The sequence below is a fragment of the Microthrixaceae bacterium genome (assembly GCA_023957975.1).
Lineage (GTDB): Bacteria > Actinomycetota > Acidimicrobiia > Acidimicrobiales > Microtrichaceae > JAMLGM01.
The window spans coordinates 65,914-81,314 of record JAMLGM010000005.1 but is presented as its reverse complement, the minus strand read 5'-3'; the positions used below and the strand labels follow the sequence as shown (position 1 = coordinate 81,314).

The following is a 15,401-nucleotide window of genomic DNA, read 5'->3' as shown; positions in this document are numbered from 1 at the left end:
GCTGATTCGAACAGCGCTGATTCGACGAGCACTGACTGCTTTCGCTGCCGAACGCGGGTTTGCCCACAGTTCAACTGTGGGCAAACCCGGTCGGCAGGTGACCCGATGTGCCCACAGTTGAACTGTGGGCAGCGATCGGGGGTGGTACGGGCGGTGCGGCCTCGCGGGCGGTGCGGCCTCGCGGGCGGTGCCGGGCCTACGCGGCGAGGGCCTCGCCGTTGCCTTGGCGATACGCGGCCGCTGAGGCGAGCGCGGTGAACGGCGTCAACAGCAGCTGGATCAGCGCTGCGACGATGGCGCCGGCCATTCCGCCGATGAGGCTGCTCATGATGCTGACGATGATCGCCAGGATCACCAACACGATGATCGGGACGATGTTCGCCTTGACGATCGCGATGCTTCGCGAGATGGAGTCGCCCACGGTTGCACCGGTGTCGAGTGCGTGGATGGGGGCCATCATCATGAAGAACATCACGAACAGGCCCGGAATGATGCACAGCACCAGTCCGACGGCGGTGAGCAGCCACAACACGATGGAGGTGACGATGTACTCCGCCAGATGCTCACCGGAGGTGAGGTCGGCAAACGACGGGGCCTGCCCGCGGGTGACCTTGAGCGCAGCCCGCGTGATTCCGATCATCAGAATCGCGACCAGGATCGAGATGACGATCGACAGGATCATCCCACCGAACATGCCGCCCCAGAATCCGTTGCTGTTTTGAATCCTGAACGATCCGTCGTCGGAAATCGTCACGCCACCGGCGGCGTTTTCGATGAGCTTCACCGAGATGAAGTTGCCGATGAGGGTCGCCGCAGCGACGACCGCCGTCAGACCCAGGAGCACGGGAGCGTGCTGCTGGTACTTGGCGGCGGCCCAACTGAGCACGGTGCCGATGTCGATCGTGCCCACGCCGCCGCCACCCGGGGTTGGGGGTGGCGGTGCGAATCCGCCCGCCGGCGTGGAGTAGGGGCTCTGCGGCGGTGGAGGAGGCGTGAACCCGCCACCGGGCGGAGGAGGCGGTACGTAGCCGCCACCGGGTGGCGGCGACTGCGGAGGCGGGGATTGCGGCGGTGGGTTCATCCCGGGAGGCGGGGGAATCCATCCCTCGGAATTCGGGTTGTTGGGATCGCTCACGATGGCTCCTGACGACGTGGCTTTCGCCGCTCACCGTACCGGAGTCACGCCACAAAATCGCGTATCTCGTCGGGGTGTTAGGCGATGTCGACGTCGAGATGCGCGACTCGGGATGTCGAGGTGTGGATCGCTGCAGCGGGCCGGTAGCCTCGCGGACCATGTCCGACTATCTTGGCCAACTCGATTCCGCGCCCGAACCCGACCCGACCGTTTTTGACAAGATCGTCAACCTGTCGAAGCGTCGGGGCATCGCCTTTCAGTCGGCCGACATCTACGGAGGCTTCCGGTCGACTTACGACTACGGCCCGATCGGCGTGCTGTTGCTGCGCAACGTCAAGGACGCCTGGTGGCGTTCGATGGTGCAGATGCGCCACGACGTGGTCGGCCTCGACGCAGCGATCCTGAGCCCGCCGGCGGTCTGGGAGGCCTCCGGGCACCTGGCAAATTTCACCGATCCGCTCGTCGACTGCACCAACTGCAAGTCCCGGCATCGACTCGACAAGCTCGATGACCCCAACGTGTGTCCGACCTGTGGTGCGATCGGCAAGTTCACCGAGCCTCGCGACTTCAACCTGATGTTCAAGACCCAGGCCGGCCCGGTTGCGGGTGCCGGTGCCGATTGTTTCCTCCGACCCGAGACCGCGCAGGGGATGTTCATCAACTTCATGAACATCGTGAATTCCACCCGCAAGAAGCCGCCGTTCGGCATCGCCCAGGTCGGAAAGTCGTTCCGCAACGAGATCACCCCGGGCAACTTCGTGTTTCGCACCCGCGAGTTCGAACAGATGGAGATGGAGTTCTTCGTCCCGCCGGCCGAGGCCGACGAGTGGTACCGCTACTGGTGCGAGACACGATTCCAGTGGTACCTCGACCATGGCATGCCTCGCGAGCTCATCCGGCTTCGCCCCCACGATGCGGACGAGTTGAGCCACTACAGCTCCGGCACCTCCGACGTTGAGTTCCTGTTCCCCTGGGGGTGGGATGAGCTCGAAGGCATCGCCAACCGCGGCGACTACGACCTCACCCAACACCAGAACCACTCCGGAGAGAAGCTCGAGTACTACGACCAGGCGGCAAATGAGCGCTACCTGCCCCACGTCATCGAGCCAGCGGCCGGAGCGACCCGCACGGCGTTCGCGTTCCTGATCGCCGCGTACGACGAGGTCGAGGTGAAGGGGGAGACCCGCACGGTTCTTCGCCTCCACCATCGAATCGCCCCCTACAAGGCGGCGGTGCTGCCGCTGTCGAAGAAGCCCGAGCTCACCGGCCCGGCACTCGAGCTGCTCGCGGCCCTGCAACCGCACTTCATGTGCGACTACGACGAGACCCAGTCGATCGGCAAGCGCTATGCGCGCCAGGACGAGATCGGCACGCCGTATTGCATCACCTTCGACTTCGACAGCCTCGAGGACCGCGCCGTCACGATTCGCGAGCGCGATTCGATGGCTCAGGAGCGCATCTCGATCGACGGCGTCGTGCGATATCTGCAGGATCGCATGGCCTGACCCCCCGCCGAGCCGGTTCTCCGATAACCAGTGGTCGTGATCACCACCACTGGTTATCGGAGAACGGGCGGGTGGCACGATGCGCACGCTGGTCGGGTGACCGCGCGAACATGTCCCCATGGGCGAGCAGACCGACGCGCGCGATACCCCGACCGATTCGATCATCGCGCCCGACCTCCAGCCCCGGCGTCGACCGGTGCAACAGCGGAGCCGAGAGCGGTTCGCGCGCATTTTGGAATCGGCGCGTGAGCTGTTGTTGAACACCGGCTTTGAGACCCTCACCTGTGAGGCGATCGCGGCCAACGCCGGACTTCCGGTCGGCACGCTCTATCAGTTCTTCCCCAACAAGTTCTCGATCGTGTGCGAACTCGATCGCCTCGACACCGAATCGGTGGCGGCCGAGGTCGACCGCTTCGCCGAGCAGATCCCGACCCCGGATTGGGCCGAGTTGCTCGACGCCGTGATCGACCATCTCGCCGATGCGTGGCTCGCGGATCCGTCGCGCCGCTTCGTGTGGCTCTCGATGCAGGCGACGAACGCGACCCGCGACGCCGCAGCGATCCACCAACAGCAGCTCTTCGAACGGGTCGGGCGGGTCCTGGCGCCGCTCACGCCGAAGATGCCGCGCCCGGAACGCACGATGATCGCTCAGGTCGTGGTGCACACCGTGTATTCGATGCTGAACTTCTCGGTGCGCGAACCCGAGACGCGCCAGGCCTCGGTTCGCGAGACCAAACGGCTCGTGCTCGCGTATCTGGCCGAGGCGTCGAAGCAGCCTTTCGAGGTTTCCCCGGCCTCCGGCAGGGCTAGCTCCACTTCCAAGCGTCGAGGCGCTCAATAACCGAGCGTCGGATCTGGTCGGGGGTGATGATGGCGTCCACCGACCCGACCTCGGCCGCTCGGTCGACGCAGTGGATGGCGTCGAAGCGCCGGGCGATGCGGTCGCGGTGGAACACGGCGCGTTCGTCCCGTTCACGGTCGATCTCCTCGGAGGAGTAGGAGATCCCCTGATTCTGGGCCAGTGCCACGTCGGTTTCGACGGCTCGTTGCACGTCTCGGGCGAACACGACCCCCGCTGCGGCATCGCCGCCGATGACCGAAACGTAGGTCCCCTCGAGCGCCAGGATGCTGACCGACGGGTTGAGGCGCCGGCTGAACACCACGTATGCGCCTCCATGGAACCGGCCGATGACGACCACGACGAGCGGCCCGCGGAAATTCACCACCGCCCGGGCGATTTCGGCGCCGTATTCGAGTTGTCGGCCCAGCATCGATTCGGCGCTTCCGTCGAACCCGGCGAGGTTGGCCAGCACCACGGCGCCGCGGCGTCCACTCGCCGAGTTGAGCGCGCGGGCGACCTTGCGGGAGGCCTGTGGGTACAGCGTTCCCGAGGCGCGCAACGGTGCTGCGGGCAGTGTGGAGTCGTGGATGGGTTGGCTTTCGATGCCGATGAGCGACACCGGGTGCCCTCCGATGCGGGTGTCCCACACCACCGCCGGATGCGAACCGGCCATGTCGGCCCACCGGTCGAGCCGCTCGGCGTCGAGGTCCGCCAGCGCCGCCATCACCGGTCGGATGGCGAAGGCCCGCTTCCTGGTCGGGTTGTTGACGGCGTCGAGGACCTCGCTGAGTCGGGTGAATCCGCCGGGGCCGCTGTAGGGGGCATCCGCGATCGACCGGTCCGGGTCGTCGATCGTGTCGCTGCGCGGCGGGGTGCGCTCCTCGGTCGGTTCGCACAGCGCGAGGTGGTCGAACAGGATCCGATACGCGCCGGGTAGGTCGGACGCGACGTGGTGGGCCTCGCCGTTGGGGCCCATGACGTCCGCATACCCGCCCATCACCAACTCGTGATCGTGGTGCGCCCCTCCCGAAAGCGCGAGGGCTCGCCGGCCGGTCAGCACCATCGACTGGTCCTCCAACATGATGAGGCAGCCGGAGCAGTGCCACAGCATCGTGGCCAGCGCATTCCAATACGACTGGGCGCCGACGTTGACCCCCGCCACGATAACGTTGATGGCGCCGCCCGCTTGGGTGAATTCGACGATGTGACGGGCGACCTCAGCGCACCAGTCCATGTTCTCGGTTCCGGAGTCCCAGGCGATGCGCGCCCCCGCGGAGATCGCGACCCATTCGATGCTCAGCCCCTCGCAGGCCGCATACTCGATCGCAGCGATCACCAGGCGGCATTCCGCCTCGGCCACGGCGCCCATCGAGGAGCTCGGGTCGCCGCAGATCAACACCCGGCGCAGTCCGGAGGGGTGCCCGCGGAGTTGGTGGCTCACGATCCCAACGGTGAGGCTCGCCTCGCGCTGATCTGACCGTGTCCGGCCGTCGCGAACGGCGCGAACGGCGCGGGCCGGGGCCAGGGCCCCATCGATCAGGTCCATGGGGGTGTATTTGCCGGTCGAGACCTCCGGCAGTTCGACGCCGTGGTCCGGGTCGGAGCCGTTCGATCCGCTGCCTTGGGCGCAGCGGCCGGTGAGCAGGTGCTGCACGTCGTTTGGATGCCACAGGCGTCGCTTCGGGCCGGGCGCCGTCGGGTTGATCACGATGATGTCGTCGCCGGCGTCGACCGTGGTGCCGACGCCGAGCACCGACTGCACCCATCCGGTGCCCGGGGCGAGCAGCGTCGATTCGCACTTCATGGTCTCGGTGATGCACAGGGGATCGCCCTGATGCACCCGCTGGCCGACGTCGACGAGCATGGCCACCACGAGACAGGCCATCGGCGCTTTGAGGTTGATGTCGGAGGTTTCGACCGTGTTCGTCGGGGTCATGGCATCACCCGATCGATGACGACGTACGCGATCGCCACGTCGCCGTCGTGGGAGATCGACAGGTGAACCGAGGCGTCCGGAACCGAACGCGAGAACTCTTCGTCGACCTCGCCATGCAGCCTGAGCGCCGGCCGACCCCATGCGTCGCACACCACCTCGATGTCGCGCATCTCCACCGACTGCAGTTGCGGCGGACGCCCATGACGGGACCCTGCCCACGCCTTCACGAACGCCTCCTTGGCCGCCCATCGCGCCGCGAGGTGCTCGGCATCACCGCTGCCTGTCGCCCGAAGGTCGCGCTCGGCGGGGGTGAAGACCTCGGTGAACGTCGTCGCGTCGAGTTCGAGTTGGTCGCGAAACCCGCTCACCGCGACGACATCCACCCCGACCCCGGCGATCATGACGCCGCCTGGTCGATCGTGGGGACCCGGTAGGTGCCGTCGGGGCCGAGGCGTGCGTCGGGGTCGACCAGCATCGCCGCCTCGAGGTCGCGGCGGGCGGCGGGACGGTCGCCGAGACGGTGGTCGGGACGCACGTACAGCGGCGCTCCGCCGACCCGGGCGGCCACCCGCCGCCGCTGGCCGCGTTCGCTACGTTGGGCGGCTCGCCGCCGGTAGTCGTCGCGTCGGTCGGGTTCGATGGTGGCGACGAAGGCCTCGGGGTGGACGATGGCGACGATGGCCGCGACGTGGCCGAACCCGAGGCTGGTGAGAAGGCCGGCCCGCAGAGAGCCACGGTGATGCAGCGGCTCGGTCGGCCACACGAGTCGGGCGTACCGTTCGAGGTCGCCGTCGACGCAATCGAGGCTGCGGTTCGGCGGGATTGCCCCCGATTCCAGCACCTGGCAGAGTCCGTTGGTCTGGAAGGCCGCGGCGCCGCCCTTGGCGTGGCCGGTCACCGTCTTTTGGCTGATGACGTACAGCGGGTTGTCCTCGTGTCGGCCCAGAGCGCTCGACAGCCGTTCGTGGATCAGCGACTCGTTCGGATCGTTGGCGGCGGTCGACGTGTCGTGTTTCGACACCACGGCGATGTCGTCGGCGTCGAGGCCCAACGACCTCAGCGCACGGGCGAGGGGGGATGCCCCACCGCCGCGGACCGCGCCGATCAGGCCGAGGCCTGGCGCCGGGATCGAGGTGTTGATGCCGTCGGAGAACGAACCGGCCCACGCGATGACACCGCGCACGGGGAGCCCGAGTTCGTAAGCGATGTCGCCGCGGGCCACCACGACGGTGCCGCCACCCTGTCCCTCCACGAACCCGGCGCGGCGCCGGTCATTCGCCCGCGACATCCGGCGCGCCTCGATCCCGGCGGCCTCCATCGCGTCGCTCGACGCCGTTGCGTTCATGGCCGCAAAGCCGATGAGCCCCTCGTGGCCGAAGTCGTCGAATCCGCCGGCGACGACGACGGCGGCCCGACCGCTGCGAATCTTGTCGAACGCCTCCTCGAGCGACACCGCGGCGGTCGCACACGCGGCGACCGGGTGGATCATGGCCCCGTAGCCGCCGACGTAGGACTGCATGACGTGCGCGGCCACGACGTTGGGGAGCGCCTCCTGGAGGATGTCGTTGGGTGCCTCGTCGCCGAGGAGCGAGTCGACGTACATGCGTCGGATGGCGCTGATGCCGCCGATGCCGGTGCCTTGGGTGTTGGCGACTTCGGTGGGGTGAACCCAGCTCAACAGCTCGGCCGGTTCGATTCCGGCGTCGACGAACGCGTCGACCGTCGCCACGAGGCTCCAGACCGCGACGCGATCGAGCGCCTCGATCATGTCGGACGGAATTCCGTACACCGATGGGTCGAACCCCGCGGGGAGTTGTGCGGCGACCCGTCGAGGAAGCACGGTTCTGCGCGGCACCCGGATTTCGGTGCCGGCGCTGCGGGTGACCGTGAAGGTGCCGTCGGCGTTCGGTGTGGCACTCGTGCGGTCCGGATCGGCGGCGACGAACGCTTCGGCCTGCGCCTCGGACTCGACGACGAAGCTGAGATCGCGTTCGAGAAACACCGAGGCCAGCAGGGGAGCCGTGCCGTCGACCTGGGCGCCGTCGTCGTCGAGGAAGCGCACCCCGCTGTTGTCGAGCAGCCGCTGTTCGTAGCGCTCGGCGATGAGATGCTCCGCGACGAGTTCGCCCGACTCGACGTCGTAGAACCCGGGGGTCGGGGTGGACTCCCAGCGGATGAGCCCGCACATCCAGGCGAGCTCTGCGACGGCGCCGGCGGACAGCGAGTCGGTGACCTCGACGTCGAAACGGGTCCTGGCGGAGCCGAGCGGGCCGACCTCGCCGAACCCGACGATCACGACGGTGTCGGCCGGGGTGAGATCCAGTGCCGGCCAGTCGATTCCGGTGGGCGCCGGGGCGCTCGGCGGGTGGGGAAGGGCGTCGATGAGCACGGGGGAGTCAGGCGCTGCAGGCTCTACGGCCGCTATATCGGCTGCGGACGCCAGGTCGCGGGCCTGTGCGGCAAGGTCGGCAAGGTCGATCGTCGAATTCCACAGCCCCCGTGACAGATCCACCGTGAGGGCTCCGCCGGACGCGTGGCGGTGGTCGCGGTCACCGAGGTCGACGAGTTCCCGTGCGATCTCCTCGGCGCTCCAGGTTCCGATCCCTTCGGTCTCGACGAGTGGCACGAGGGCGTCGTTGCCCGACATCAACCCGGTGCCGCGAACCCAGCCGATGATGGCGTGCACGATCGAGACGCGCTCGCCCCATGGTTCATGGGCCTGGCGCGTGGTCAGCGCATCGAGTGCGGCCTTCGCCTCGCCGTAGGCGCCGTCACCGCCGAAGGTGCCGCGATTGGGTGATCCGGGCAGCACGACGTGCAGACGCGTCGCCGGATCCCGGCCGGAGTCGGGCTCGGCCAGTGCTGCGATGAGCCGTTCGACCGACCACAACAACACCCGCATCTCGAGTTCCGCGGACGGGCCGACCTCGCTCAGGTCGCCGCGTACCGCCGGTGCTGCGAACGGGAACACCAACGTCGGCGTCAGCGCTGGTTTGACGATTCTCGGCTCGCCTCCGGTGGCCTCGTCGACGTCGGTGCCGAGCCATTCGACGAGGCGGTCCACATCGCTGAACGATGCCAGGTTGGCCGGCGCCAACCACAGCGAGGCCCGGTGGTGGGCGTGGTCGTGGTACAGCTCGCGGAAGAACGCGATTCGCTCGCTGGTGAGCGAGGATGCCGTCGCAATCACGGTGGCGCCGCGGCCGAGCAACTCGGCGACGATCCCCGCCGCGATCGACCCCGGGCTGGCCCCGGTCACCAACGCCACGTCGTCGCTCAGGTCATCGGTTCGAACCGCGGTCGCGGCCGACTCGGCGACGAGGCGGGCGAGGCGATCGGCCAGGTCGACGTCTCCACGGCGTCGGGCCTCGCGTTCGTGCCAGCGGGCGTGCCCGATCGCGGATGGCGCGAGGCCGCGGCCGAGGCGGGCGAACCGCCGCTCGCGGTCGGTGCGATCCCGATCGGGATCGGGATCGCTGTTGGCCAAGCGGGCGAGGTCCTCGCGTTGGCCGGCCCAGCGGTCGTCGATGACCAGGGTCCTGGCCGGATCGAAGGCCGGGGCCACGGCTGCTTGCCAGCCGGCGCCGAGTTCCCGGGTCACCGCCGCGGCGATGTCGTGGAGGCGCTGGGTCTGTTGAAGCTCGAAGCTCGAATCGCCGGTCGGTGCGTCGCTCGTACGGCGCGTGATGACCCGGCCGATCTCGGTGAGCACTCCGTCGGCACCGATGATCGTGTCGAGCAACGCGGTCGCCGTCGCTGCGTCGAGCGCGTCGGAACCCCCGGGAGCGACCAACGGCGCGACCTCGACACCGCTGGCCCGGGCCACCGCGGTGACCGCGGCGTCGAGGATGCCGTCGAGATCCTCGGCCGAGGCCGGCTCGGTGGGGCTCAGCGTCGCCAGGTCGCCCCCGCGCACGCTGGTGCCTGCACGGGTGCCCGCAGCGACAGCTGCCGCAACGACCGTCGTCCAGCCGGCACCCAGCCCCCAGTGGTTGGCGATTCGTTCGTCGATCGCTCGTGGACGCGACCGCGCCGGGCCGGTGACCCGCCGGAGCTGTTCGTCGATCGTGGGGCGCAGTACCGGCCCGGGCGCGCGGTAAGTGCGCGCCCGGGCGGCGACCTCATCGATCAGCGTCGACAGCGCGGCGTCGGCCGCCCCGTCGATCGCGCCGAGGCCGAATTCCTTGCCGATGTCCATCAGGAGTTGGTTTCGGCGCGAAGACGCGCCGTCGACCAGCGACTCGATGGTGTCGTCGTCGGCGAGTTGGTCGATGCGGACCTTGGTCCACCACGACAACATGAAGCGAAGACCGTCGGCCGGCGTCCACGCGAGGTCCTCCGGCGCCACGGCGGCACCAGCGGCACTGGCGGCACTGGTGGCACCAGCGGGAGCGGTGGGCGCCGAGGGGGAGGGAGGTTCCTCGGCGCCCGCCTCGCCCGCCCGCTCCCGGCCATCGTCGGCGGCTTCCGCGAGTTCGTCGAATGGCGGGTCGGTGTCCTCCCCGAACAACTCGGCGCGGTCGGCCTCGAGGTTCGCCACCGTCACCGCTGCATACCGTCCGGGCTCACCCGACAGGGTCTGGCGGGCGAGTGAGGAAATCGTCGGTTGGCTTTCGAGGCCGACCTCGACGAAGCGCTCGATGCCGCTGTCGAGTGCGAACACCAGGTCCTGGGTTTCGATCCAACGCACGGGGCTGGCGAACTGCCAGGCCAACAGTTCCAACAACAGCACCCGGCACAGTGCTTCGGGGCGCTGCGACCAGTCATCCCAGCGTTCGATGACCGAGTTCAACGCCGGGGCCTCCGCGACCTCGGCGACCTCGACGACGAAGTCGCGACTCAGCGAAAACAACCGTGGGACCAGGTTCGGAATGTAGCGCCCGACGAGCAGGGTCGGGTCGATCCGGTCGGGCAGGATCGCGTCGAGTTTGGTTCGAAACCCGGCGACGCCGTGGTGCAACACCGCCGAGTGGAACGGCACGTCGATGCCGGGCACCTCGACGTAGACGCCTTTGCCGTTGCGTTCGGCCCGGCGGCGTTCGAGTTCGTGGTGGAGACGTCGTAGCGGTGCCTGCGTTCCCGCCACCGCATACTGGCGGCCGCGCAAGTTGAAGTTCACGATCTGGATGAACTCCTCGGGGTCGGTGTCGCGAGCGAGGTCGGCGACCAACTCGCGGAGCTCCGATTCGGAGAGGCCGGCTTCGGACGGGCGCACCGCCGCCATGCGATAGCGCGAGTTGCCGGCCGCATCGCGTGGGACCAGATGGTGCATGGCGAGGCCGCGTTGGTAGACGACCTCAAGGACGTCTTCGACCGCCAGGATCCCGGTCACCGCCGCCAGCGCGTTGTATTCGCCGACCGAGTGCCCGCACGCGATCGCATCGGGGACGAAACCGCCGGCCTCGCGCAGCTCCGCGATCTGGGCGCTCGCCAGGGTCGCCATCGCGACCTGGGTGAACTGGGTGAGGAACAACACGCCGTCGGGGTGACGGAATCGTTCGCCGTCGACGACGAGTTCGACGGGGTTGTCGCGCACGACGTGCCGAATCGAAAAGCCGAGGGCCGACCGGGTGTGATGATCGGCCCGTTCCCACACGGCGCGCGCCGCTGCGGACCGCGTGAGCGCATCGAGGCCCATGGCGACGCGCTGAATGCCCTGGCCGGGAAAGGCATAGACGGTGCGCGGCGCGCTGAGGACCCCGGCGGCGGTCGCCACCAGGTCCCCGTCGACGGTCGCCTGCACCTCGACCACATCGCCCCCATCGATGCGTGCGACCCGCACGACCGAGATCGATACCGGCGAATCGTGCGGGATCGGAGCGACGAAGTTCGCGTGCCATTCGCGCACCTCGACGCCTGTGCCACCGTGCGTACCCGCTGCCGAGCGGCGCGCCGCCTGTTGCATCGCCGCGCTCACCCACATGCCGTGAACGATCGGCGCGGTGAAGCCTGCCACCGCGGCGACCTCGCGGCTCAGATGGAGCGGATTGTGATCACCGGTGAAGCTCGCCATGGCGATACCGTTCGGCGGGGTGTTCACCTCGATGTCGGCCAGCGTGCGCCGAGGGGTCGGGGCGGCGTCGTCGGCCAGCCTCAACGCCCTCGGGGCGCCCAGCGGTTCCTTACCGATGTCGCTCCGGATCAGGAAACGCTCGTGAAGTGTTGCGACCTTTGCGTGGGCGTTGGCGAGTTCGATGCGCACCGCGACGGCGCGTCCGGCCGACGTGGCGGTGTTCGACTCGACGCGAACGTCGATGTCGAGGTTGCCGTCGGTGTCGGGCAACGCAGGGCGGGTCGGCGTGGAGCCGCCGTGCAACTCGAGGTGGTGGTCGAGGTGCAACAGGTCGGCGAACCCGCCCGACGACACGTCGAACTCGCGCTCGAGCGCAGCGAAGACCGCGGACCAGCAGGGACCGACGAGGGCATCGGGCAGCGGCGAGGCTGCGCCGAACAGCGCGGCATGATCGAGCGCGGTGGCGAGCAGAAACTCGGTGCCCGTCGCGCTCGTCTGATCGGGGGTCGGATCGGGGCCATGCATAGGTACAGATGCGCAGCGCAGGGCCGCGGACCATGCGGCTGAGCTCCGGGGTGACACCACGGCCGCCGACCGGCCGTCGCTGCTGAGGTCGAACTCGATCGACGCGGTGGACATCGTGTCGCGGTGAACCGTCAACGGAACGTCGAGGCGCACCGAGTTCGGGCCGGTGGCGACCAGGACGGCATCGCTTCGGTGGGCGCGCGCGACCGAAGCGGGTCCGTGCCCGTTGCCCGACGCGTCGAGATGCCACGCCGTGGCCGGGGCGACCGCCAGCGCCGGGTTCGGCCGTCGGCGGCGCCGGAGTCCGTCGGGGCCAGCGGTGGTCCATTCCACGTTGGGTTCTGCGAGCAGCCGTGAGATGGGATCATCGCCGCGTCGGTCGCGGTGGTCGGTGTGGGTCTCGCGCCGTTGGGCGGCGTCGACCGGCTCGACCCCCGCCTCGACCAGCGCGGCGACCGTCGCCGCCTCGAAGCGGTTGAACAGTGCCGCAACCGGCTCGTCGACCGCTCTCACCGCTCGAAGCGCCGCCGGCCCGGGGATGACGATGACGCCGTCGGCGTCGTAGCGGTCGTCGTGGGCCTGCCACAGTGAATCGGATCGCCACCAGCGCCGGACCTCGGCGTCGATGATCGGCACGAAGGGCACCGGCTTGCCCGGACGCCGACACAGTTCGACGAACCACGACACATCTGCGGGGTGCAACACCGTCGAGTCGACCTCGCGATGGTGGGCACGGATGATCGTGAGCGCGGCGCCAGGGTCGTCGAGGTCGCGCTCGTCGCCGAACACCGTCGGGATCGTGCCGCGCTCGGAGGCACACAGGCGGGCCTCGACCCGATGCAGCAGTTCCAGGAATCGTGATCGCCACGACCGATCCAACCAGGCTCCGTCCTCGTAACGCCCGCCGCGGCCGATGGCGCACAGTTCCACGAACCGGTCGAGCACCTGCCCGTAGGTCATCTCGGCCAACTCGCCGAAGTACGGCTTCGCCGTCGCGTCGATGGCCTCGATGATCTCGGCGCGTCGACGGATTGCGGCCTCGCCGTCACCGGCGACCTCGTCGAGCAGACGCCCGGCGCGCGACGCTGCGTTGTCGATCTCGTGCAGGTCGGCGCCGAGCTGGCTGCGCCCCGACGTGACGGCTCCGGCGACCCGACCGGTGGAGATGAAGGACCCGGTGCCCGGGGCGTCGACGAGTAGCCGCTTGACCTGCGGCGAGGTCGTCGCCTCGGCGCAGGCCATGGCCGCGGTTCCGATCAAGATTCCGTCGAGCGGCATGGTCGGGCGCCCGTGGCGGTGGGCCCACGAACCGTCGAGGTAGGCGACGGCCTCGTCCGGTGCGCCGATTCCGCCACCGACGCACACCACGAGGTTGTCGGCCCGGCGCAGGTCGGCGTAGGTGGCCAGGAGGAGTTCGTCGAGTTGTTCCCAGCTGTGGTGGCCACCCGCGAGGCCCCCTTCGACGTGGGCCACGATGGGTGTCGGTGCCACGGCGTCGGCGATCGCGACGACCCGGCGGATGCCGTCGACGGTGCCCGGTTTGAAGGTGACGGTCTCGACCCCGAGGCCGCCGAGCCGTTCGACGAGTGCGACGGCCTCGTCGAGGTCGGGGATGCCGGCCGACACCGTGACGCCCCGAATCGGCGCGCCGCGGCGCAACGCCTCGACGACGGCGCCGGTCTCGCCGAAGTGCAGCCCCCACAGGTACGGGTCGAGATACAGGGTGTTGAAATGCACGGCGATTCCCTCGTCGAGCAGTTCATCGAGTTCTCGGAGGCGCTCGGTGAGGATTGCGGTGGTGACCTGTCCGCCGCCGGCGAGTTCCGCCCAGTGTCCGGCGTTGGCGGCGGCGGCGACGATGGTTGCGTCGACGGTGGTGGGGGTCATCCCGGCGAGGATGAACGGCGACTGTCCGGTGAGCCGGGTCAGCTTGGTGTCGACCGCGAGGGTGTCGTCGGGCAGGCGCCGCAGCGTCGGTGCGAAGGCCGCGAATCGACCGTCGGTGCTCGGAGCGGCGCCGGGGGTGAGCAACGGTGACACCCCTCCGGTCGCCACGACGCCGCAAACTCCGACCCCGGTGCCTGCGAGGTGTGCGCGTGCGAGCTGCCCCGCCGAGGAGTCGGGTCCGAGGTCGACCAGCCACCGGATCTGATCGTCGGCCGGAACCGCGAGCGCGTCGATCCATGAGAACGGGGTGGAGACGATCGCCTCCACGAGGTGTCGAAGGGTGGACGCTGGCCCGAGCACGTTCATAGGGCAGCCGGAGGCGTCGGCACACGACGAGTCGGCGAGCGAGATGCCGATCGAGTCGGCTGCCTCGACGACTTCGTCGACCGCGATCGCGAGTGCGGGATGGTGGAATCCCGCCGCGACCTCGAGCGGTTCGAATCGCGGGGCGGCGCGACCGGCCGGCCCGTCGAGTGCCGGGTGCGTCGCGAGTCGCCGCTGCACGGCGGCGAGGCGCTCGGGGCGTCCGACGAGGACCAGCCGAGCGGGTCCGTTGACGACGCCGAGCACGACGCGGTCGGGGGAGTCGGGGCTGCAGGCGGCGTTGAACTCGTCGAGGAGGTCGAGACACTGCGCCTCGGTGATACCGCTGACGGCGAGCATCGGCGTGTGTTCTGAACCGTTGGCGACGAGCCCTGTGCGCACGGCGTGGCGGGCGACGGAGGTTCCGATGAGGTGTGCGAGCGCGAGGGCGTCCACCTCGTCGAGTCGCCCGGTGGCGGCCGCCGCGGCGAGCAGTCCCTGGCTGTGACCGATCGCGACGCTTGGGGCGGGTTCGGTGTCGTGCCGGCCGCTCCCTCCGATGCCGTGCAGGCGTAGGGCGCGCCGTTCGAGGAGTTGGGCGAACGCGATTCCCGGCACCGACAGTGCCGGATGGGATCGTGCCGGATGGGATCGCGCGGGGTGGGCTCGTTCGGGATCGGAGCGTTCGGGATGGAGGCGGGGTGTGGTGGGGTGTGGTGGGCCGAGGCGGGTCGGGCAGATGTGCGGATCGGGGATCGCGGGGATACCACGCCAACATCGTGTCGAGTCGAGCATCGAGGCGATCCAATGCGTCACCCCACAGCGAGGGCGCGGCGATCTCGGTTCGGTGAGTTCCGATCAACGCCTCGACTCGAGGCCGGTAGTCGCCGCCCTGGCCGCCGAAGAGCAGGCCGAACGAGACGCCGTCTCGAATCTGATCGAGAACGGAGGTCGAACGTTGAAGGCCGGGAAGGTCGATCGTGGTCATGTGGCGGCAATCCCCTTGGTGGTGACGATGAGGTGGGTTTCGGATCGTTCCGAGGTCGGGCGGTCCAGGGAAGATGACCATTCCGTCATCTTTGAGACGTGATTCTTCACTCATGTTTCAATGCGCTGCAAGTCACCTCGGAACGGCACAGCGGAACAGCGCGCAGAACCGCGCGCAGAACAGCGCCGCCGGGCACCGGACCGCTGCC

Annotated in this window: 6 protein-coding genes; 2 read left to right on the top strand and 4 right to left on the bottom strand. The window is 69.0% G+C overall.

Annotated elements, in window-relative coordinates; all coding sequences use genetic code 11:
* Positions 1-196: 196 nt before the first annotated feature.
* Positions 197-1,135 carry a hypothetical protein gene (locus M9952_09065; GenBank protein MCO5313065.1) on the bottom strand — a complete coding sequence of 313 codons (939 nt, stop codon included), beginning with the start codon at positions 1,133-1,135 and terminating at the stop codon, positions 197-199.
* Positions 1,136-1,293: 158 nt separating this feature from the next.
* Here M9952_09065 and M9952_09060 point away from each other — a divergent pair, with 158 nt between their 5' ends.
* Both M9952_09060 and M9952_09055 read left to right on the top strand, forming a co-directional pair.
* Complete coding sequence (locus M9952_09060) at positions 1,294-2,640, top strand: glycine--tRNA ligase (protein ID MCO5313064.1); 1,347 nt, start codon at positions 1,294-1,296, stop codon at positions 2,638-2,640.
* Between the two features lie 118 nt (positions 2,641-2,758).
* Positions 2,759-3,481 (top strand): TetR family transcriptional regulator, encoded by a 723-nt coding sequence (locus M9952_09055; protein ID MCO5313063.1) that lies wholly within the window; start codon positions 2,759-2,761, stop codon positions 3,479-3,481.
* On the opposite strand, the gene M9952_09050 is transcribed toward M9952_09055, so the two are convergent.
* Genes M9952_09050 through M9952_09040 form a run of 3 tightly spaced genes read right to left on the bottom strand, consistent with a single transcriptional unit; the run spans position 3,447 to position 15,000 of the window.
* Positions 3,447-5,417, bottom strand: coding sequence for a hypothetical protein (locus tag M9952_09050; GenBank protein ID MCO5313062.1), 1,971 nt, complete (start codon positions 5,415-5,417; stop codon positions 3,447-3,449). The two genes, M9952_09055 and M9952_09050, sit on opposite strands and share 35 nt — an antisense overlap.
* Positions 5,414-5,818, bottom strand: a complete 405-nt coding sequence (locus M9952_09045) for a holo-ACP synthase (GenBank protein MCO5313061.1) — start codon at positions 5,816-5,818, stop codon at positions 5,414-5,416. Before M9952_09045 ends, M9952_09050 begins: the two co-directional genes overlap by 4 nt.
* Positions 5,815-15,000 carry a DUF1729 domain-containing protein gene (locus M9952_09040; protein MCO5313060.1) on the bottom strand — a complete coding sequence of 3,062 codons (9,186 nt, stop codon included), beginning with the start codon at positions 14,998-15,000 and terminating at the stop codon, positions 5,815-5,817. The genes M9952_09045 and M9952_09040 overlap by 4 nt, the downstream gene beginning before the upstream one ends.
* Between the last annotated feature and the right edge of the window lie 401 nt (positions 15,001-15,401).

Coding starts and splice junctions, on each gene's coding strand:
- M9952_09045 (MCO5313061.1), bottom strand. CDS start 5,818: ATGATCGCCGGGGTCGGGGTGGATGTCGTCGCGGTGAGCGGGTTTCGC.
- M9952_09055 (MCO5313063.1), top strand. CDS start 2,759: ATGGGCGAGCAGACCGACGCGCGCGATACCCCGACCGATTCGATCATC.
- M9952_09060 (MCO5313064.1), top strand. CDS start 1,294: ATGTCCGACTATCTTGGCCAACTCGATTCCGCGCCCGAACCCGACCCG.
- M9952_09050 (MCO5313062.1), bottom strand. CDS start 5,417: ATGACCCCGACGAACACGGTCGAAACCTCCGACATCAACCTCAAAGCG.
- M9952_09040 (MCO5313060.1), bottom strand. CDS start 15,000: ATGCTCGACTCGACACGATGTTGGCGTGGTATCCCCGCGATCCCCGAT.